Annotated in this window: 18 protein-coding genes; 4 read left to right on the forward strand and 14 right to left on the reverse strand. The window is 55.7% G+C overall.

What is annotated here, in order from left to right:
* Positions 1–437: 437 nt before the first annotated feature.
* Complete coding sequence (purL, locus tag QZH36_RS18310; RefSeq protein ID WP_301730819.1) at positions 438–4,328, reverse strand: phosphoribosylformylglycinamidine synthase; 3,891 nt, start codon at positions 4,326–4,328, stop codon at positions 438–440.
* 268 nt (positions 4,329–4,596) lie between these two features.
* On the opposite strand from purL, the gene mltF reads away from it, so the two are divergent.
* Positions 4,597–6,054 carry a membrane-bound lytic murein transglycosylase MltF gene (gene mltF / locus QZH36_RS18315; RefSeq protein ID WP_253459260.1) on the forward strand — a complete coding sequence of 486 codons (1,458 nt, stop codon included), beginning with the start codon at positions 4,597–4,599 and terminating at the stop codon, positions 6,052–6,054.
* Between the two features lie 132 nt (positions 6,055–6,186).
* On the opposite strand, the gene tadA is transcribed toward mltF, so the two are convergent.
* From tadA to murQ, 3 genes are all read right to left on the reverse strand, one after another.
* Positions 6,187–6,699, reverse strand: coding sequence for a tRNA adenosine(34) deaminase TadA (tadA, locus tag QZH36_RS18320; protein ID WP_301252051.1), 513 nt, complete (start codon positions 6,697–6,699; stop codon positions 6,187–6,189).
* 39 nt (positions 6,700–6,738) lie between these two features.
* Complete coding sequence (gene yfhb, locus QZH36_RS18325; RefSeq protein ID WP_253459257.1) at positions 6,739–7,377, reverse strand: phosphatidylglycerophosphatase C; 639 nt, start codon at positions 7,375–7,377, stop codon at positions 6,739–6,741.
* 120 nt (positions 7,378–7,497) lie between these two features.
* Positions 7,498–8,400 carry an N-acetylmuramic acid 6-phosphate etherase gene (gene murQ, locus QZH36_RS18330; RefSeq protein WP_301730821.1) on the reverse strand — a complete coding sequence of 301 codons (903 nt, stop codon included), beginning with the start codon at positions 8,398–8,400 and terminating at the stop codon, positions 7,498–7,500.
* Between the two features lie 159 nt (positions 8,401–8,559).
* On the opposite strand from murQ, the gene QZH36_RS18335 reads away from it, so the two are divergent.
* The 3 genes from QZH36_RS18335 (at position 8,560) to QZH36_RS18345 (ending at position 11,775) form a co-directional block, all read left to right on the forward strand.
* Positions 8,560–9,399: a MurR/RpiR family transcriptional regulator gene (locus QZH36_RS18335; protein ID WP_301730823.1), complete on the forward strand. Its 840-nt coding sequence runs from the start codon at positions 8,560–8,562 to the stop codon at positions 9,397–9,399.
* A 96-nt stretch (positions 9,400–9,495) separates the two neighbouring features.
* Positions 9,496–10,512, forward strand: coding sequence for a glycosyltransferase family 8 protein (locus tag QZH36_RS18340; RefSeq protein WP_301730824.1), 1,017 nt, complete (start codon positions 9,496–9,498; stop codon positions 10,510–10,512).
* A 9-nt stretch (positions 10,513–10,521) separates the two neighbouring features.
* Complete coding sequence (locus QZH36_RS18345; protein ID WP_301730825.1) at positions 10,522–11,775, forward strand: O-antigen ligase family protein; 1,254 nt, start codon at positions 10,522–10,524, stop codon at positions 11,773–11,775.
* A 68-nt stretch (positions 11,776–11,843) separates the two neighbouring features.
* On the opposite strand, the gene QZH36_RS18350 is transcribed toward QZH36_RS18345, so the two are convergent.
* The 10 genes from QZH36_RS18350 to QZH36_RS18395 are packed head-to-tail and all read right to left on the reverse strand — an operon-like array spanning position 11,844 to position 19,316.
* Positions 11,844–12,734 (reverse strand): phage baseplate protein, encoded by an 891-nt coding sequence (locus QZH36_RS18350; RefSeq protein ID WP_301730826.1) that lies wholly within the window; start codon positions 12,732–12,734, stop codon positions 11,844–11,846.
* Between the two features lie 2 nt (positions 12,735–12,736).
* Positions 12,737–13,306 (reverse strand): baseplate wedge 1 family protein, encoded by a 570-nt coding sequence (locus tag QZH36_RS18355; protein WP_301730827.1) that lies wholly within the window; start codon positions 13,304–13,306, stop codon positions 12,737–12,739.
* Positions 13,303–14,505: a baseplate J/gp47 family protein gene (locus QZH36_RS18360; RefSeq protein WP_253459239.1), complete on the reverse strand. Its 1,203-nt coding sequence runs from the start codon at positions 14,503–14,505 to the stop codon at positions 13,303–13,305. Before QZH36_RS18360 ends, QZH36_RS18355 begins: the two co-directional genes overlap by 4 nt.
* Positions 14,505–14,858: a contractile injection system sheath initiator gene (locus QZH36_RS18365; protein WP_253459236.1), complete on the reverse strand. Its 354-nt coding sequence runs from the start codon at positions 14,856–14,858 to the stop codon at positions 14,505–14,507. Before QZH36_RS18365 ends, QZH36_RS18360 begins: the two co-directional genes overlap by 1 nt.
* On the reverse strand, positions 14,855–15,511 hold the full coding sequence (locus tag QZH36_RS18370) for a Gp138 family membrane-puncturing spike protein (RefSeq protein ID WP_253459234.1): 657 nt from the start codon (positions 15,509–15,511) through the stop codon (positions 14,855–14,857). The genes QZH36_RS18365 and QZH36_RS18370 overlap by 4 nt, the downstream gene beginning before the upstream one ends.
* Before the next feature lie 39 nt (positions 15,512–15,550).
* Positions 15,551–16,660 carry a hypothetical protein gene (locus QZH36_RS18375; protein WP_301730831.1) on the reverse strand — a complete coding sequence of 370 codons (1,110 nt, stop codon included), beginning with the start codon at positions 16,658–16,660 and terminating at the stop codon, positions 15,551–15,553.
* Positions 16,657–16,965 carry a phage baseplate plug family protein gene (locus QZH36_RS18380; RefSeq protein WP_301730832.1) on the reverse strand — a complete coding sequence of 103 codons (309 nt, stop codon included), beginning with the start codon at positions 16,963–16,965 and terminating at the stop codon, positions 16,657–16,659. Before QZH36_RS18380 ends, QZH36_RS18375 begins: the two co-directional genes overlap by 4 nt.
* Positions 16,965–17,531, reverse strand: coding sequence for a phage baseplate protein (locus QZH36_RS18385; RefSeq protein WP_253459225.1), 567 nt, complete (start codon positions 17,529–17,531; stop codon positions 16,965–16,967). Before QZH36_RS18385 ends, QZH36_RS18380 begins: the two co-directional genes overlap by 1 nt.
* Positions 17,528–19,174 carry a phage tail tape measure protein gene (locus QZH36_RS18390; RefSeq protein WP_301730833.1) on the reverse strand — a complete coding sequence of 549 codons (1,647 nt, stop codon included), beginning with the start codon at positions 19,172–19,174 and terminating at the stop codon, positions 17,528–17,530. The genes QZH36_RS18385 and QZH36_RS18390 overlap by 4 nt, the downstream gene beginning before the upstream one ends.
* Positions 19,164–19,316 carry a DUF6889 family protein gene (locus QZH36_RS18395; RefSeq protein WP_125289489.1) on the reverse strand — a complete coding sequence of 51 codons (153 nt, stop codon included), beginning with the start codon at positions 19,314–19,316 and terminating at the stop codon, positions 19,164–19,166. The genes QZH36_RS18390 and QZH36_RS18395 overlap by 11 nt, the downstream gene beginning before the upstream one ends.
* Positions 19,317–19,341 lie beyond the last annotated feature (25 nt).

The raw sequence follows: 19,341 nt of genomic DNA on the forward strand, positions 1-19,341 counted from the left end.
CGCCCTGAGTGTGATAGAGCCGGAGCTGTATCGGTCTCGCTGGACGGCAGGCACCGTATTGTGCGTCATTCGGAACGTTATGAAGCGCTTGACCGCTTGCGCAGGGCTGTCATAACCAGGTGAATGAGCCGCTGGGCCTAGTATAGCAAATTCCATGCCATGTTTGGAATTAAATTATAACGCTTTATTTTAAATAGCTTTTTAAAAACAGCACGGCGCAATGGCGTCAGAAGAGTTCGCCCGGCTGGCAGAAAGTGTCGCCGTTCGGGAACAGGATTAGGATTAACCTCAGGAACACAGCATAATCAATAAGTTAAATGTCGCCATTAAGAGACACCCGATTGACGGCCTGTCGCTATTTTGCAACGGTTGTTCACCATCGGCTCAGAAAACATAAAAAAAGGCAGCCGAAGCTGCCTTTAAGGTTGAGGCTAAACTTAACCAAGCTGCTTACGCGCGTTGCGGAAAATCCGCATCCATGGGCTGTCTTCGCCCCACTCTGCCGGATGCCAGGAGTTGCTGACCGTGCGGAAAACGCGTTCCGGGTGCGGCATCATAATGGTGACGCGGCCGCTTTCGTTGGTCACCGCCGTGATCCCGTTCGGCGAGCCGTTCGGGTTAGCCGGATACTGCTCGGTCACCTTGCCGAAGTTGTCGACAAAGCGCAGCGCCACCAGGCCTTTATGCTCCAGCGTGGCCAGATGGGCCTCGTCGCGCACTTCCACAAAGCCTTCGCCGTGCGAAACGGCAATCGGCATCTGCGATCCCGCCATGCCGACCAGCAGCAGCGACGGGCTGGCCGCCACTTCCACCAGGCTGAAACGGGCCTCGAAGCGCTCTGACTGGTTACGCACAAAGCGCGGCCAGGCTTCGCTGCCGGGGATCAGCTCGCGCAGGTTGGACATCATCTGACAGCCGTTGCAGACGCCCAGCGCCAGCGTTTGTGGACGATGGAAGAAGGTTTCAAACTCGTCGCGCACGCGATTGTTGAACAGGATGGATTTGGCCCAGCCTTCGCCCGCGCCCAGCACGTCGCCGTAGGAGAAACCGCCGCAGGCCACCAGCGTCTGAAAATCCGCCAGATCGCGACGGCCAGCCAGCAGATCGCTCATATGCACGTCGACCGCATCAAACCCGGCGCGATGGAAAGCCGCCGCCATCTCGACGTGGGAGTTAACGCCCTGCTCGCGCAATACGGCCACTTTTGGCCGCGCGCCCGTTGCGATATAAGGCGCCGCGATGTCTTCTTCCGGCCGGAAGGTCAGCTTCACGTTCAGGCCCGGATCGAGATCGTTTTTCTTCGCTTCATGTTCCTGATCGGCGCACGCCGGATTGTCGCGCAGGCGCTGCATCTGCCAGGTGGTTTCTGCCCACCAGGTACGCAGAGTGCTGCGGCTTTCGCTGTAGACTGCCGAATTGCCGGAGGTGATCACAAAACGATCGCCAGGCAGCGCGCGGCCCAGCATGTGCACGCAGTCCGCCAGTCCCTGAGCGGCAAAAACCTGCTCTACGTATTCACGATCGGCCGCCGCAATCTGAATGACGGCGCCCAGCTCTTCGTTAAACAGCGCGGCCAGCGCATCGCTGCCCAGCGCGGCGATATCCGCCTCAACGCCGCAGTGGCCGGTAAAGGCCATTTCCGCCAGCGTCACCAGCAGGCCGCCGTCGGAGCGGTCGTGATAGGCCAGCAGCTTCTCTTCCGCCACCAGCGTCTGCATGGCCGTGAAGAAGCCCGCCAGCCGCTGCGCATCGCGCACGTCGGCAGGCTTGTCGCCCAGCTGACGATACACCTGCGACAGCGCCGTCGCGCCCAGCGCATTCACGCCCTGGCCAAGGTCGATCAGCAGCAGCGCATTGTCATGGTTGGCGGTTTGCAGCTGCGGCGTCACGGTGCGGCGCACGTCTTCCACGCGGGCAAAAGCGGTGATCACCAGCGAAAGCGGCGACGTCATTTCGCGCTGCTCGGTGCCCTGCTGCCAGCGGGTTTTCATCGACATGGAGTCTTTGCCGACCGGGATAGTGATGCCCAGCGCCGGACAAAGCTCCTCGCCTACCGCTTTAACGGCTTCATAAAGCCCGGCGTCTTCGCCTGGATGGCCTGCCGCCGCCATCCAGTTAGCGGAAAGCTTGATGCGCTTTAACGAACCAATCTGCGTGGCGGCGATATTGGTAAGCGCCTCGCCTACCGCCAGGCGGCCGGAAGCGGCAAAATCCAGCAGGGCTACCGGCGCGCGCTCGCCCAGCGCCATCGCCTCGCCGTAATAGCTGTCGAGGCTGGCGGTGGTCACGGCGCAGTTGGCGACCGGGATCTGCCACGGCCCCACCATCTGATCGCGCGCAACCATGCCGGTAACGGTACGGTCGCCGATGGTGATCAGGAAGGTTTTTTCCGCCACGCTCGGTAAATGCAGCACGCGTTTAACGGCATCGGCAACGGTAATGCCTTCCCGCGCCAGCGGCTCGCCTTTGGCTTTCAGCGTGACGGCTTCACGGGTCATCTTCGGCGTTTTGCCCAGCAGCACGTCCAGCGGCATATCGATCGGCTTGTTATCGAAATGGCTGTCGCTCAGCGACAGGTGCATCTCTTCCGTGGCTTCGCCGATAACGGCGTAAGGCGCGCGCTCACGCTGGCAAAGCGCAGCGAACTGCGCCAGTTTGTCCGGCGACACGGCCAGCACGTAACGCTCCTGCGACTCGTTACACCAGACTTCCAGCGGGCTCATGCCCGGCTCATCGCTGAGGATATCGCGCAGGTTGAAGCGGCCGCCGCGTTCGCCGTCGCTGACCAGCTCCGGCATGGCGTTAGACAGACCGCCCGCGCCCACGTCGTGGATAAACAGGATCGGGTTCTCTTCGCCCAGCTGCCAGCAGCGGTCGATCACTTCCTGACAGCGGCGCTCCATCTCCGGGTTGTCGCGCTGTACCGAGGCAAAGTCGAGATCCGCATCCGACTGGCCGGAAGCCATGGAAGAGGCTGCACCGCCGCCCAGGCCGATATTCATCGCCGGGCCGCCCAGCACGATCAGCTTCGCGCCCACCGTGATTTCGCCTTTCTGCACGTGATCGGCGCGAATATTACCGATGCCGCCGGCCAGCATAATCGGCTTATGGTAGCCGCGCAGCTCGACACCGTTGTGGCTGTTAACTTCTTCTTCATAGGTACGGAAGTAGCCGGTCAGCGCCGGACGGCCGAACTCGTTGTTAAACGCCGCGCCGCCCAACGGGCCTTCAGTCATGATATCCAGCGCGGTAACGATGCGGTCAGGCTTGCCGAAATCCTCTTCCCACGGCTGTTCAAAACCGGGAATGCGCAGGTTGGAGACGGAGAAACCCACCAGGCCCGCTTTGGGCTTCGCGCCGCGTCCGGTTGCGCCTTCATCGCGGATTTCACCGCCGGAACCGGTTGCCGCACCGGGCCACGGCGAAATCGCCGTCGGGTGGTTGTGGGTTTCCACCTTCATCAGGATATGCGCCTCTTCCTGATGGAAATCGTAGCGGCTTTCCGCATCGGCATAGAAGCGGCCAACCTGCGAGCCTTCCATCACCGCCGCGTTATCTTTATAGGCGGACAGCACGTGATCCGGCGTTTTCTCAAAGGTGTTTTTGATCATTTTGAACAGCGATTTTGGCTGCTGTTCGCCGTCGATGATCCAGTCGGCGTTAAAGATTTTATGACGACAGTGCTCTGAGTTCGCCTGGGCGAACATATACAGCTCAATGTCGTTCGGGTTGCGCCCGAGTTTTTCAAAAGCCTGCTGCAGATAGTCGATTTCGTCTTCCGCCAGCGCCAGGCCCAGCCTGCGGTTGGCCAGCTCCAGCGCCGTACGGCCTTCGCCCAGCACGTCCACGCTGGTGAGCGGAGCCGGTTGATGATGCGCGAACAGCTGCGCGGCCTGAGACAGATCGCCAAGCACCACTTCCATCATGCGGTCATGCAGCAGCGCGCCCAGCTGCGTCCACTGCGCTTCGGTCAGCTGCGGCGCTTTAATATAGAAAGCCAGCCCGCGCTCCAGGCGCTTCACCTGCGGCAGATCGCAGTTGTGGGCGATATCGGTCGCCTTGGAAGACCACGGGGAAATCGTTCCCGGACGAGGCGTCACCAGCAGCAGGCGACCTTCGGGGGTATGTTCGGCGAGAGAAGGACCATATTTCAGCAGGCGCTGTAAACGGGCTTTTTCAGCCTCGTCAAGCGGCGCGCTGACATCGGCGAAATGGACGTACTCGGCGTAAATGTCACTCACCGGCAGGTGAGCGTCCTGAAAGCGGGCCAGCAGTTTGTTAATACGAAATGCCGACAGAGCGGGCGAACCACGCAGAATTTCCATCATTAAAGATCTCTCGTCAGAGCGCCAGGCGACGCTTCTTTGGGCGCAACAGGGGAAAACGGGCGCCATTATAAAGAATCCCCACCTGTTACGAAACCGTTTGCGCAGAATTAATCGGCACAGGGAATTGCCTGAAAAGCGCACAATTCTGCACAAATCTGGTTGCGCCGCCGCAGGGAGTTGCGCAAAATGCCCCACGCTCAGGGACCATTAAAGACCACAAATACTGCCGTTACAGACAGAATCCTGAGAGAAATCGAGAGATAACCATTTGAAACGCCTGAAAATTAATTATCTGTTCATCGGGCTGGTGACGGTACTGCTCGCGCTTGCGCTGTGGCCGTCGATCCCGTGGCACAGCAGCGGGCTGGACCGAACGGAACAGATAAAAGCACGGGGAGTATTGCGCGTCAGCACGCTCAATTCGCCCCTGACTTACTACACAGTGAATAAAGCACCGGCCGGTATGGATTACGAGTTGGCGAAACGCTTTGCCGATTATCTGGGCGTAAAGCTGCAAATCACGGTGCGTCAAAACCTCAGCGAGCTGTTTGACGACCTGGAAGAGGATAAAGCGGACGTGCTGGCGGCGGGGCTAATCTACAACAGCGATCGCCTGTCGCGCTTTCGCACCGGCCCGACCTACTATTCCGTTTCCCAGCAGCTGGTTTACCGGATGGGCAAGCCGCGTCCGCCGAATCTGGGCGCGCTGAAGGGTCGCCTGACGGTTGCGTCCGATTCCGCGTTCGCTTCGACGCTGCGCGATATCCGGCAAAATCAGTATCCCGATCTGGACTGGGCCATCTCTACCGATCAGAGCCCGAATGCCCTGCTGGAAGCGGTGGCGGACGGCAAGCTCGACTATACGGTGGGCGATTCGGTGTCGATCGCGCTGCTACAGCGGATCCATCCGCAGCTGGCGGTGGCTTTCGATATCACGGATGAAGAGCCGGTGACCTGGTATATGGCGCGCGACGAAGATGACAGCCTGTATGCGGCGATGCTGGACTACTTTAACCAGATGGCGGAAGAAGGCGCGATGGCGCGGCTGGATGAGAAGTATCTGGGCCACGTCGGCACCTTCGACTATGTCGATACCCGCACTTTTCTGCGCGCCATCGACAGTATGTTGCCTGCTATCCGCCCGCTGTTTCAAAAATACGCCAGCGAGATCGACTGGCGGCTGCTGGCGGCTATTTCCTGGCAGGAGTCGCACTGGAACCCGCAGGCCACCTCGCCTACCGGCGTGCGCGGTATGATGATGCTGACCCGCAATACGGCGGACAGCGTCAACGTCAGCGACAGAACCGATCCGGAACAGAGCATTCGCGGCGGCAGCGCGTATCTGGTGAAAATGATGGAGAAGGTGCCGCCGACCATCCCGGAAGATGAGCGCATCTGGTTCGCGCTGGCGGCGTATAACATGGGCTACGCGCATATGCTGGACGCGCGCAGGCTGACCGAAAAGCAAAAAGGCAATCCGGACAGCTGGGCCGACGTCAAGCAGCGGCTGCCGATGCTGAGCCAGAAACGCTATTACAGCCAGACCACCTACGGCTACGCGCGCGGCCAGGAAGCCTACAACTATGTGGAGAACATCCGCATTTACCAGCTGAGCCTGGTGGGCTATTTACAGGATCAGGAAAGGAAGCTGGCGCAGCAGGCGGCAATGGAAGCGCAGCTGGGTAAAGGCTATCCGGCCGTGGAGCCGCAGGTGGCGATGAACTGAATGTGGGCGCGGCGAACGGCGGGGAAGTAAAAACACCCTGAGCGCGGCACGGGCGACATTTTATGCGTCTTTAAGCCAGGCCACGTTCTCTGCTCTTTTCTGTAAAAGGGCGCTGTTATCCAGCGCCCTTGTTTATTCTCCTTTTAGCAGCTCCGCGCGCAGCCTGTCGCGCAGCGCCTTTTTCTCCGCCCGACGATGGCGGAAGAAATCGCTTAGCATAGCCGCGCACTCTGCCGCCAGCACGCCCTGCTCCACGCTGACCTGATGATTCATGCCCGCATGGCCTAAGATATCCAGCAACGACCCCGCCGCGCCGGTTTTCTCATCCCGCGCGCCAAACACCAGCCGCCCCACTCTGCCGTGCACCATCGCGCCCGCACACATCACGCACGGCTCCAGCGTTACGTACAGCGTGGTGTCCAGCAACCGATAGTTTTCCAGCACCTTGCCGCCCTGCCGCAGCGCCATAATCTCCGCATGTGCGGTCGGATCGTGATAGCCGATAGGCCGGTTCCAGCCTTCGCCGATAACGGTATCGCCCTGCACCAGCACGGCGCCGACGGGCACTTCGCCTTCTTCCCAGGCACGGCGCGCCAGCGTTAAAGCATGGCGCATCCATTTTTCATCAATTTGGGTATCGCTCACCTGAGCCTCCAGCAAAAAATCGCGGGGCAGTATACCCGTTTACTCCAGCTGTTGCAGTTCGCCCTGCGGCGTCACCCGCCAGCGATGCTGGCAGAAGAAAAGCAGCGGGTTATCCTGTTTGCTGTCGCTGTAGCCACTGTAAAGCTGTAAAGGCGTGCCGATACGTTTTTCCAGCTGCGCCACCTTTTCATGTCCCAGGCAGCGCATTGTCAGCACTCGTCCACCGTAGCCGCGTGACATCTGGCTGGCGATCGTTTTTACCTTCGGCAGAAAAGCAGAGTCAAAATAGACCAGATCCACCAGCGACTGCGGCGAGCCGGTAATCAGCCAGACGTCAGCGTCAGCGCTGTTCAGGTAGTCGGTCAGCCGCTGCTGCACCACCGGGAAAGCGGTGACCCGTTGCCGAAACCACTGCGCAAAGGCTTTTTCGCGCACCAGCAGCTTCTTTTCGCTGTGGCCGAACGTAATCGCCCACAACAGCAGACTCATCGGCCAGCGCGAAGCGCGCCCCTTGAGAAGCAGGCCGGCGCCGATCACGGGCAGCAAAGGCGCCACCAGCAACAGGTTGAGCGGCTGACGCCATAGCAAATAGCGCATAAAAGTGCCGAACATATCCTGCTGATGCAGCGTGCCGTCGAGATCGAAAAATACCACACGTCGTTCCTGACCAGTTATCAAACCTTTCTCCTCGGGGAAAACCCACAAACCAGGCGCGTTTCGCGCCGTCATAACGCTGTTAATAATAGTGGACGCTGAGACAGCAATGTCAAAACTGCGCGCGGTGCGGGTAAATCCGCTTCAGCGCATACTCGCCTGTAATGCCGCGCGTAAGAAGCCGCCGTGTTCGGCAAGCAGCGTAGCGGCTTTTGTTGCGTCAACGCCGCTCAACACCATCAGGATAGCGGTTTTTACTTCATATGCCGTTTGCCGAAGCGCCCGTTCCGCCTCTTCCCGCTCGCAGCCCGTCGCCTGGCAAACCATCCGGCAGGCGCGATCGACCAGTTTGACGTTGGTCGCCTGCATATCCACCATCAGGTTCTGATAGACCTTGCCGATTTTCACCATCGCGCCGGTGGAGATCATATTCAGCACCAGCTTCTGCGCCGTTCCCGATTTTAGCCGCGTCGATCCGGTGAGCGCCTCTGGCCCCACGACCGGCGAAATGGCGATGGCCGCTTCATGCGCGATGGGCGAGTCCGGGTTACAGGAGATTGCTGCGGTGCGGCAGCCGGACTGGCGGGCGAAACGCAATGCACCAATGACATAAGGCGTGCGTCCGGAAGCAGCCAGGCCGACCACCATATCCTGCGGCGTCAGCTTCAGCGCCTGCAAATCGCTGACGCCCAGCTGTTCATCATCCTCGGCGCCTTCGACCGCTTTCAGCAGCGCGCCCGGCCCGCCCGCGATTACCCCTACCACCAGCCCATGCGGCACGCCGAAGGTCGGTGGACATTCGGAAGCGTCCAGCACGCCGAGCCGCCCGCTGGTACCCGCGCCCATATAGATAAGCCTGCCGCCTTCCTGTAACGAAGCGGCCGCCGCGTCTACCGCCTGCGCCACCTGCGGCAGCGTCCTGCGCACCGCTGCTGCAACGGTAGCGTCCTGATCGTTAAATTTCGTTACCATCTCCAGCGTGGAGAGACTGTCGAGGTCCATTGTGTCTGCATTACGTGTTTCTGAAATCAGTGCGCCAAGATCCATGCTATCCTCACAAATGAATTTTTAATTCTGTATTCGGCTTAATTACTGAATATTATATTCATAACCGTTTTCCGAAGGGTCTTTTTTACTAAGCTGGCCGCCTTTTATAAGGGTAGCTGACGTGCTGAAGCGTGTTCAGACCGTTTTAAGGAGGAGCCGATGAGCTCACTATTACGTATTCGCCAACTCTATCCCACGCTGGCGCTGAACGAGCGACGCCTCGCTGACTTTTTACTGTCGCAGCCGGATAAGGCGCGGCATCTCAGTTCGCAAAGGCTGGCGGAAGAAGCGGGCGTCAGCCAGTCCAGCGTGGTGAAGTTTGCGCAGAAGCTGGGCTACAAGGGATTTCCGGCACTGAAGCTGGCGCTGAGCGAATCGCTGGCGAAAAAAGACGCTATTACCGTGCATAACCTGATCTTAAGCGACGATCCGTTAAAAGTCGTGGGCGAGAAGCTGCTGGCGGAAAAACAGTCCGCTATCCGCGCCACGCTGGATATCAACAGCGAGGAAAAGCTAACGGAAACGTTGCAGCTGTTAAAGGAAGCGAATCGCATTGTGCTGGTAGGTATCGGCGCATCGGGGCTGGTGGCGAAAGATTTTTCGTGGAAGCTGATGAAGATTGGTATTCACGCCGTGGCCGAGCAGGATATGCATGCGCTATTGGCCAGCGTGCAGGCGTTAAATCCGGGCGATGTGCTGCTGGCAATTTCCTATACCGGCGAACGCCGCGAAATCAACCTTGCCGCTCAGGAAGCGCGGCGTGCCGGGGCCAGCGTGCTGGCCTTCACCGGCTTTACGCCGAACACGCTGCAACAGTGCGCCACGCATTGCCTTTATACGGTGGCCGAAGAGCAAACCACCAGCAGCGCGGCAATCTCTTCGACCTCCGCCCAGCTGACGCTGACCGACCTGCTGTTTATGGCGCTGGTGCAGCACGATCCCGAACGCGCTTCCAGCCATATCCGCCACAGCGAGGCGCTGGTGAAGAAGCTGGTTTAGTTTTGATTGATGAAATCATCTAACGGGCTGTTTCGTCATAAAGCGATTTAGTATACTTTACCGTTTCTGAGCCTCATCTGTTCCGGATGTAAGATTATGAAAGCAGGAAGTTTCGAAAGGATTATCGATGAGGCGTTTTTGGAGAAAAACGTCAGTTCAGACGTTGTTGTTGCAGGAAATGGCGGCGACGCCAGGCCTGTAAGGCATATTGTTTTGGGCGTTGACGGCAGTTTTTTACGTCATGCTTTCATTACTATGCAGTCAATTATTGAAGCATCGCGCAATGAAGTCTTTAGCTTTCATTTGATCACTGATGAAAATGTCAGCCATCTTACGGAGAAATTTAATACGCTGCTGGCCGCTACTTTTCATACGCTGACGGTGCATAAGATAGCTTCTACCCTCTTTGCAGACTTTCCAACCACTCAGCTTTTTACTAAAGCCACCTATTATCGACTTCTGGCCCCTCACTTTTTAAAAGACGTGGATCTGCTCCTATATCTTGATGCCGATATTGTTTGCCTTAACGCTTTTGAAACGTTATGGCATTTTGCTCAGGACAAGCAGCAGCCCGCGTTTGTGGTGTTGGAAGACGAAAGTTTGCGCGCAGAACTGGCAAAAAACGTGACGCTGACAAGCGATCGCTACTTTAATGCGGGCGTGATGTTAATTAATGTGCCGCGCTGGCGAGAAGAGCGAATTTCACTCCAGACATTCGCTGTACTGAGTGAAAAAGGTGCAACGTTACAATATCTGGATCAGGATGCGTTGAATATTGTACTGGAGAATCGGTTTGCTACGGTGGACAGCAAGTATAATACCATTTTCAAGCCTGGCCATGGCTCCGAAGATTATACAGCGCTGCCGCCTCCAGAAACTGTTTTTCTGCATTATGCCGGTGCCGATAAACCCTGGCAGCAATGGAATAAACAGGCAGTTTGCAGCTATTACTCTGCTATTTACAGACGTTCAGTCTGGGCCGATCGCGCCTACGATTTGCCGAAGAACGATCGGCAAGCCAAAAAAATGTATAAATTAATGTTCAGAGAGAAAAAGTTTCTGAAGGGATTAAAATGGTACATTACCTATTATCTGTTTCGTTATTTAAAATGAGCATCTGACATGAATTTGATAAGAAGCCAGCATAAGTTGATTTATAACACCTGCTTTTTGGCCTTAGCCGTAGCGCTTACTTCCGATCTTTTTCTTCAGGGTTTACCGGAGAAGCTGTTTTATCTTGTCAGCTATGTCGGAATTATTTTTACCGTACATCACGCATGGCTTAACCGCAGGCTGCCAGTCGAAAACCATGCTTTATTAGCCTTTATGATCGCGCTTGTTTTGATGGCGGCCGCCCGTATTATCTGGGGAGCCTGTTTTAAACATACAGACTGGAAAGATATTCACGACAACTATGTCGTAGGCGGTAAACGTTTTTTGCTGGCGGCTTTTATCTTATTTTGGTTTTATAAAGCCCGTGATCAACTAAATAAAACTTCCCTGACCGTCGCTATCGCCTTGATCCTTGCAGGACTTATTTATACTTTATGGTTTGCTTTTCAGGCACATGCTAATAATGACCCTCGTATTAAGCTGACTGCGGATGCGGCCACTACAGCCTCTTACCTTACCGTTTTCGTTTCCCTGACGTGTTTGTATCTGGCGTTTCAGCGGTTTAAAAGCAGTGCTTTTTCTATATTGCTCTTTTTCACTATTTTGGGCGTTAACGTTACGCTGGTGATCCTTACCGAGACGCGATCGGCTGTGCTTTATGCGCCCGTGATGTACGTATTATTCTTTATAATGAACTACAGGAAAATCCATAAGGCTGTTCTTTACAGCTGCCTGGCCGCTTTTCTTGTTGTTATTATCGGGACGCCCTATGCTATCTGGGATCGTATGAGCCAGATTAAAAGCGATATTGATAATTACCATCAAAATAATGATACTTCTATCGGCGCACGCTTTTCAATCTGGAAGTCAGGCTGGCATAGCGTTAATTTCGGGGTGGTCGGACAGAACTCTGATGACCGTACTGAAAAAGCACGTAACTACATTGTAAAATATGAAAGAAACAATCCGGAAGCCTGGAAAAACGTCGCCTATCATTTACATAACGATTTACTGGAAGTGCTCTCCCTACACGGTGTACTGGGTATCGTAGCGTTACTGTCATTTTATATAACAGGCATGATTTTCGCTCTTTCTAAAAAAATGCGAAGAAACAATGGCGTGATGTTTATCGTCCTGCCCGCCTTCCTTTTTGGTCTGGCCGATACGGTATTGATTCAGGGAAACACTGTGCTGTTAATCTGTATCTGTCTGGCAATGATGGTGACGGCTTACCGCCACGGATCTGAAGAAGCTGAGATCTAAAAGAATAAAAACTGAGCGCATATATAAACATATATGCGCTTTATTTTTAAGGATTGTTCGTAATCCATTCAGGCAGTACGATACCAGCCCATCAGCTTTATAAAGGTGTTAACTATCGAAATGGCAGCACCGGAGCCCGTATTAGATGTTGTACCCGATAAAGTATGTGAGTGAGCACCAATGCCGACGCTATGGGAGTGTGCGCCAGAACCGCCGATACCTACATTATGCGAATGTTGACCATTTGCAGATGTCGGCGCCTGTATTGCCGCACCGCTGCCTCCACGCGATACTGCGGCACTTCCTCCTGGCGCCTCCCATGTACCATAAAAAGCGAGTCCGTCCTGGTTAGAAGGTAAGCGCATACCTGAGCCATGCTGGTGATTACCCTGGGCGTCCGTCCAGGCACTATGCCCGTGATCGCCGACACCAGAGGTACCTACAGTTCCGTAGTCAAAAGTGCTGGTACTGGCGGAATAGGTATGATTATGCGCAGGTAAATTGCCAATAGCTAAACTAATCTGATCGGCCCCGCCAGTAGTCATTACATCGCCGCCGCTGGCGCTGCCTAAGCGGATAGTTTTATTTTCACCTATATATTTCCACGTTGTGCCAGGAAAGATTACGTTAGGGTTTTTGTTTTGCGCAAACCAGACAACAATCCCAATGGGGTAAATTGCTTCGATAATTAATTTACTTTGCAAAGCCTTTTGAAAATTACCCAGAATTTCCTCAGTATTACCATCATCTTTGACGTCTTCCCCGCTATTATCAGCGATAAATTGCCCAATTACATGAGACATAGTTGAGGCCTGTCGCCAGACCTTATTCAGCTGTTCGCTTCTGGCGATGCCGGTTTGAAAGCCGTTTGCCGTAGCATCCAGCGCTTCGTAATCCGCCTGTGACAGCACGTTTGCGCTTTCGCCCGTAGCAAAAGGTTTAAAGTCATTTTTTGCCATCGTTATTCTCCATTAATTTCATAATTTACCGTGACGCCAGCGGGTTTGATCGCCAGATAGCCCTGCTTAATAATTTCTTTGGTAATGGTGGACAGGTTTTTTGCCGTCACATATACCGTTACGGTCATATCCTGATTATCGGTAAAGGTGATATTGATATCCTGCTTCGTATAGATTTCTTGCAGAATTGCGGGCAACGTGTCGGCCGTGCCGTCCCACTTATTGGCGCCGATTTTAGCGCGCAGCATCGTGCGATAATCCTCATCATCCACTTTGATAATGCCCGAATCGGGTTCATACCTGTCTTTCCAGCTGCCAAGGTCGAAGCCCAGCGAGGCCTTATCAAAGGTAAAAAAGTAATCTTCAATCGGTGCGTTAATACTTCTGGCTCGCCCGATCCACTCGCCTAAAATATCAAGCTGCGCGCCGGTAGCGTTGTCTAAATCTAACGCCGTTACGATTTCGCTAAAGAGATCGATAATTTCTTTTTGCGGCCGCGTGGTTAAATCAATATGCTCGACGTATTTCGCTTTTCCGCGATGGTAGTTGGTGATCAGATCGGTATAGTTCATGCGGTCACCGATATCGTAATATTATCCGCCTCGCAGCTGGCAAATTCGTTGTAACCGATAGCGATATTGCCTGAGGAAAGCGCGGCTTCGCTTTTTCCTGCCAGCAGGCTCAGGATGTCGTAGTACTGGCTGTCCGTACTGTCCTGCCCTGTCGTCAGGTTAGCGGGCGAATAAAGACGGCTGAGCAGAACGCTATTGCCGATCCCCAGACTATTGATATAGGCCGCCAGCGCCTTTTTAATTTTCTCCGCGATGGGGCTGGTGTAGCCCGTCAGCGCTTTCAGCTCCAGCGACAGATAAACCGGCACCGGCACCGGCCGCGAAAAGCGGATCGCCTGCGGCGTGCCATAGCTGTCGGCAAGCGTTATGGTGGTATTGCCAAACGTGCCTACGCCCAGCGATTTCTTTTTGCGAATAACGTCGGCGATCGTATTTGCGTCACCGCCCTGCACCACTGCCGAAATAGTATGGCCGGGCAGCCCATTCGCATCCTTATCATCGCTGTCGTTCTGGTAAAGCTTATGCCCGACGACGCCTGCGATATTTGAAATTGCGCCGTCCAGCGCGTCAAAAGTGGTCAGCGCCGTCAATGAAACGCTTTGCGCCTGGCGCAGCCGCAGTTCCGCGTCCGTTTCGGCAACGCTTCCCGTGGCCGCCGCGTTCAGGTTGGTCACCGTCTGCCAGCCGCGCGTCGGCGTGTTGATTTGGTTAACGGAACCACTTACCGCCGCTATCGGCCCGGTTTCCGCGCAGGTGGCCGTCACGGTGACCAATCCCGTGGTGGCAATCGTTACGCTTGCGGGCAGGTTCCAGATAACGTTATTACTGTCCCTGACCGAGCCGTTAACAATGGTGGTGCCCGGCGTGCCGCTCAGCTGTAAATCCACCGTTGAGTTGGTCGCGGGTTTACGCACGATACCGTTGATTTTTACATTGCGCGTCAGCGCGTCGCCCACCGCGGTGGACGGCGAAAACGAGTTGTAGCAGGTTATCGCCATATTATTGGCATCGTGGATAGCCAGCGCCATAATCGCTATCATCTGGCCGTCTTTGCTGTCCGGTTCCAGATAGGCGTCGGTGCCATAAATTTGTCGGAAATAGTCGGTCAGCGCGCTGAGGATTGTCTGGTAATCAGGCGCGCCGATCCCCTGGGCCGTTATCGTTGCCGATAACCCCAGCCTGTCTGTCTTAAGAGCCATTATGCCTCGCTTGTTACTGTCGTCGTGCCGTACAGCGTTTCCACGGTTACCGTGAAAATTGCCCGGCGGGATGAAGAGTCGAACGTGGTATTAAAAGAGAGAATGGACTTAACGCCCTGGGTGGCAAGGATGCGCTGGCGCAGAACCATTTCCGCCGTCGCGCTGTTTTGCTTGCCGGTAAGCGATTGCAGCCAGGGCGTGCCTTCCGTGGTATCCAGGAACCATTGCCCATACCATAATTGCAGCCGCGTTTTAATCGCCTGCGCCACGCACGCCGGCGAGTTAACCAGGAAAGCGCTGTCCCCTTTGCCAAAGGCGTAATCGCCGTCCTGCTCTTCTCTGCGATATCTCATTGCGGCCCCCTTGTGTAGCTGCTGCCGCTCTGGATGCCGCCATGAACGTGATCGATCTGGCTGATGCCTGCGGCCGTCTGATCGCCGGTCGAGGTAATATCGCCATTGACGTGCAGATTGCCGTTAAGCGTTAGCCGCGTAGTGGTGATATTGACCTCGCCGCTCTGTTTCAGCTCGATAAAGGCCTGGCCTTCATCCGTGCGGATTTGCAAAGCCTCCGTGCTGATAGCGCTGATTTTTTCCTTCTGGGACTGCGGCCCGACCAGCGCGAAAGCGTCGGACAGATCGTGCTGACGCGGATCGACCGGCTCCTGCACGTCGCCGTTTTGCCACCAGAAGTCGATGCAGCGATCGCTGAAGATCACCAGGCACTCATCGCCCTTTTTAACGGGAAAGGTGATGGTACAGCCGCCGCCGCGAGGAAAAACCACGGGAACGTCGACCAGCAAAGGCAGCGCCTGAGAAACCGGCTGGCCGCTGGCATTGCGCACGCTGCCCTTAATGGCCGGCTGCACCACGCAGGTTACAGTGTCGGGATCGAAGGATTGAATAATGCCGGGTAAGGCTACGCGTAGCGTTGTGGACACCATGTCCGCTAAAGCCCGATACGCCTGAGCTTCCCCGCCAATCACTGACTGGATAGAAACGGGCATAAAAACTCCAAAAAAAACCGCCTCAGGCGGATGGTTAGATTAGTGCGGCGCGGCGGGCGCCTTAAGGGCGGTCTGTTTGTCCCGCACCACGCAGGTCAGGGTCATATACCATTTACTATCTCGGGTATGGCCTTCGTAAGTGATGCCTTTAACGATATAGACGCCATCGGCCGCGATATCGGCAGGCGGCTGCGCTGTCTTTTGCTTATCCTGGGGTGCCGCCTGCGGCTGCGCTTTGTTCCCTTTTGCCGCCGCCTCTCTTTCTTCGGCGGCCGCGCGGTTGACCGATTCCATGGCATTACGCATGCTGTTAAGCGCAGCCTGATTGATATGCACCAGACCATGCAGACGAAGCGTTGGGTCGATCAGGCATTTGATGTTGACCCCTTCCGTGGTCAGTTCGGGCGAGCCGATCATGCCGGTCTGGCTGTTCAGCACCACAATGCGTTCGAGATAGCTTTCCTCCGGCACCATTTGCAGTTTGCCATCGACAAACTGCCAGGTCGCGCGGCACTGCGCGGCAACGTTATCCATCACCTGGCTGGCCGTTTGATAAAGCACCCGGCCCCTGGGAAAACGCGTGGGCGGCATGGTGCCGGTGGCGCCAGCGGTCACGCCGTAAGGATTAAAGCTGCGCAGGGTTAACCTGTGGATGGCGCTGGTATCGTAACCTGCGGCGACGGTAGTGTTGACCGTTGCCTCCATTGCGGCCTGGTGACCATCGATAGCCTGAATTTTCAATACCGTCTCAGATTGTTTCTGCTTATCTGACGAGGAGCCTGTTCCGACAATAAACGCATAGCGGATTTCGCCGCTAAAGATTTCGCCGTAATTTGGGCCTCCTGATTTAACCGGCGGGTTTTCGATCGCTTTTCCCACCATATAGTCAGGTATAACCGGCTCCTCTTCGTTCTTATCCGGCAGGACTCCCGTATAGCCCGCGATAAGGCGCAGCTTTTTATATTTACCGCTCACGATCGCGTTGCGGGTTTCCGCACTCAGGTTATAAATGCTGATAGTCGCCGTACTGCCGCTGCTTTGCACATGCGTATTAATCACAAATTCGACGCTAAGATCGCCCAGAATAATCGACGCTTTACTGGCATCTTCCAGCAGCAGTTCACAGTAGCGCATCCAGTTAACGCTCATGCCGCCTCCGTGATAATGCAAAGATGCGCGGTGTAACCGAGATCGTACTGATCCGGCGCGGTATTGCCGCTGCTGTCGGAAAACAGCCACAGGCCAAAGCCCAGCTGCAGATAAGCATACTGCGCCACCAGGTCGGCACCGGTCACCAGTGGAATGCCCGCGATAATATCCCCGCCGTCGCTGTTTTGCAGATCGAGAAACCAGCCGCTCTCCCGCCAGATAATGCGCATTTTATAATCGCTATTATTGATAGAAATATCGAACAGCTGATTATCGGGCGTCAGCGGAATTTCGGTAATAGTCATCAGCTGCTCCCCCTCGTGAGAACCACATTCGCCGGGCCGGGCCTGGCGACTTTCTTACCGTTATTCTGCACGGCAGAGGTTTTTGCGCCCTGCGCCATATTCTCCTTTTCCGCGCTGCTGAGCGTTCGCGTCTGCGTAATCATCAGCTCGGTCAGGCCTAACGAGGCGAACAGCACGTGTTCCGTAGAGGCATCCGTTGTCACGGAAATTGAGGTAATCAGCATATTGTTGTACAGCCGCTTGCCGGTCACCACGGTCAGCGGCTGCCTGTTGGTCATCAGCTCCCGCAAATTCTGGTAGCTTTCTGCCGGGCTTAACGATGCCTGGATACCGAATTGTGTTGTATCCATAAAGTCCACCAGCGAACCGCCGCCGGAAAAGCCTACCTCCATAGTCAGCTCCGCAGGCGAGAGATAAGCATGATCGGCGATGGTGGCGCCCGCTTCGACAGGATGCGTGGTGACGTTCAGTTTGTCGGTGTGGCTCTCTTTCATTACCACATTGGGAATAAGCAAACCGATTTTACGTTTGCTTTGCATTAATAGCGTGGGGAAACCTTTTATCATACCGGCATATTCCTTACGGTCTGGACGAATTGCGAGTTCACATCGAACTGGCTTTCCGCCACTCTCTGGGCCGTCAGGTGTGGCTCGCCACCCTGCACATAAATATTGGTTTCCTGCTGGATGCCCACGGTGCTGTCCGTTCGGCTCTGCGCTATTTCACTTTGCCAGGGTAAACGGCCGCCCATGCTGAAAGGCAGCGCGCCTGTCAGATTGTCATTGGCAGACCACGTCATCACGTTCGCCAGCATCCGGGCCTGCTGCGGGTTCAACGGGCTGTTTGGATCCGCCAAACCTGGCAATGAGATGTCCGACACGGCGGCCTGTGTCTCTCCGGCCATTTTTTTCACAAAGCGCCAGATTGGACTGTTGGCCAGCTTATTAGTGATATCGGTAAAGAAGTTATCGAAATAGTTCTTCACCTTATCCACGGCGGCGGTCATGCCCGCCGACCAGTTACCCGTCACAAAATCGGTAATAGCCTGTAGCCCGCCCTTCCAGTCAAGCGTGCCTGCCGTAAGCTGGCCGAATTTCTCCAGCAGCCAGTCCAGCGCCTTTTTGGCCGCGTTGATGCCTGGCGCCCACTGGTCCCAGTCAATCAGGGTTTTTCCGCCCTCCTGCCAGGTTTTATAGCTGTCGTAAAGCGTGAAAAGCAGCGCTACCAGCGCCACGACTATTCCTATGGGCGAGAGTAAAAAAGCGCTGTTCAGCGCCAGCCAGGCCGCCGTCATTACGCCAAGCGTGACGATCAGCTCCTGCGAACTGCTATCCAGCGAGTCCCACCAGCCGCTTAAATCGGCCACCGCCTGGATCAGACGCAGCATGACCCTTTCCCCCACTTCAGCAAGCAGCAGCAGCAGGCTTACCGCGCCATCAAGCACGCGCTCGACGTCAGGCGCGTTGTCGGTCAGCTTCTTCGTAAAGTTATCGAAGATCTCCCCAAGTCCGTTGTTCAGCCGGCTGCTGCTGTTAGTTTGCAGCAGTTCGACAACCTCATCAAACTTGCGCCTGGCCGTCATAAAGTGGTCGGCGCCGGAGACGGCCTGCGTCATATTGACGCCGAGAGAGTCGGAAAGCTGGTTATAGTCGCCGATAAATTTCCCCAGCCCTCTTTGCATAGCGGCCAGGATATCGGGCGCAAGTCCCAGACTATTGGCGGTCGCCAGCGCCTGCTCTTCCGGCATAGCGCCAAGCCTGCTGCTGGCCTCGCTGAAGAGTTCGCTGTCCGTTTTTTTCTGGCCGCTGGCGTCGCGCGTTGCCACGCCCAGCTTATTCAGGCGCGCTTCCGCGCCCGGCTTATTAATGAGGGTCTGGAAAGCTTTCGCTATGGCATCGTTGCTGAGGCCGGTCTGGGCCGCGCCGTATTCCAGCGCGTTGAGATCGCCCGCTGGCGTACCGGCATTCTGCGCACGGACGCCAAGCTGCTCCAGACGGCTGGCGAAGCGGTTGATATACTCCACCAGCGCTTTACCCGCCTGCTCTACCGTCTGTTTGATCTTTTGCAGATCGAGCGCCTTTGCCGCCTGTTCGTTGTTTTGCCAGCCCGGCGCCTCAACAAACTGCCTGACTTTTTGCCAGCTGGCGGCCTCCGCCGCCAGCTGTGTATCCAGCACCATCAGAAAATTTTTTGTATTTTCAGCGTTCATTGGCTTGTTTCCATTGCTCAATGCGGTGTTGATTATCCGCTTTCAGATCCAGCCAGTCGTTCAGGCGGGCAATATCCGCCAGATCCACTGAGCCATCCTTGAGCGCGGTGTAGCTGATAAGCCCGGCATCCACCGGGCGCATCAGAAAATCTTCCCCGTCAGGAAGC

This window comes from Erwinia wuhanensis (assembly GCF_030484085.1).
GTDB classification, from domain to species: domain Bacteria; phylum Pseudomonadota; class Gammaproteobacteria; order Enterobacterales; family Enterobacteriaceae; genus Erwinia; species Erwinia aeris.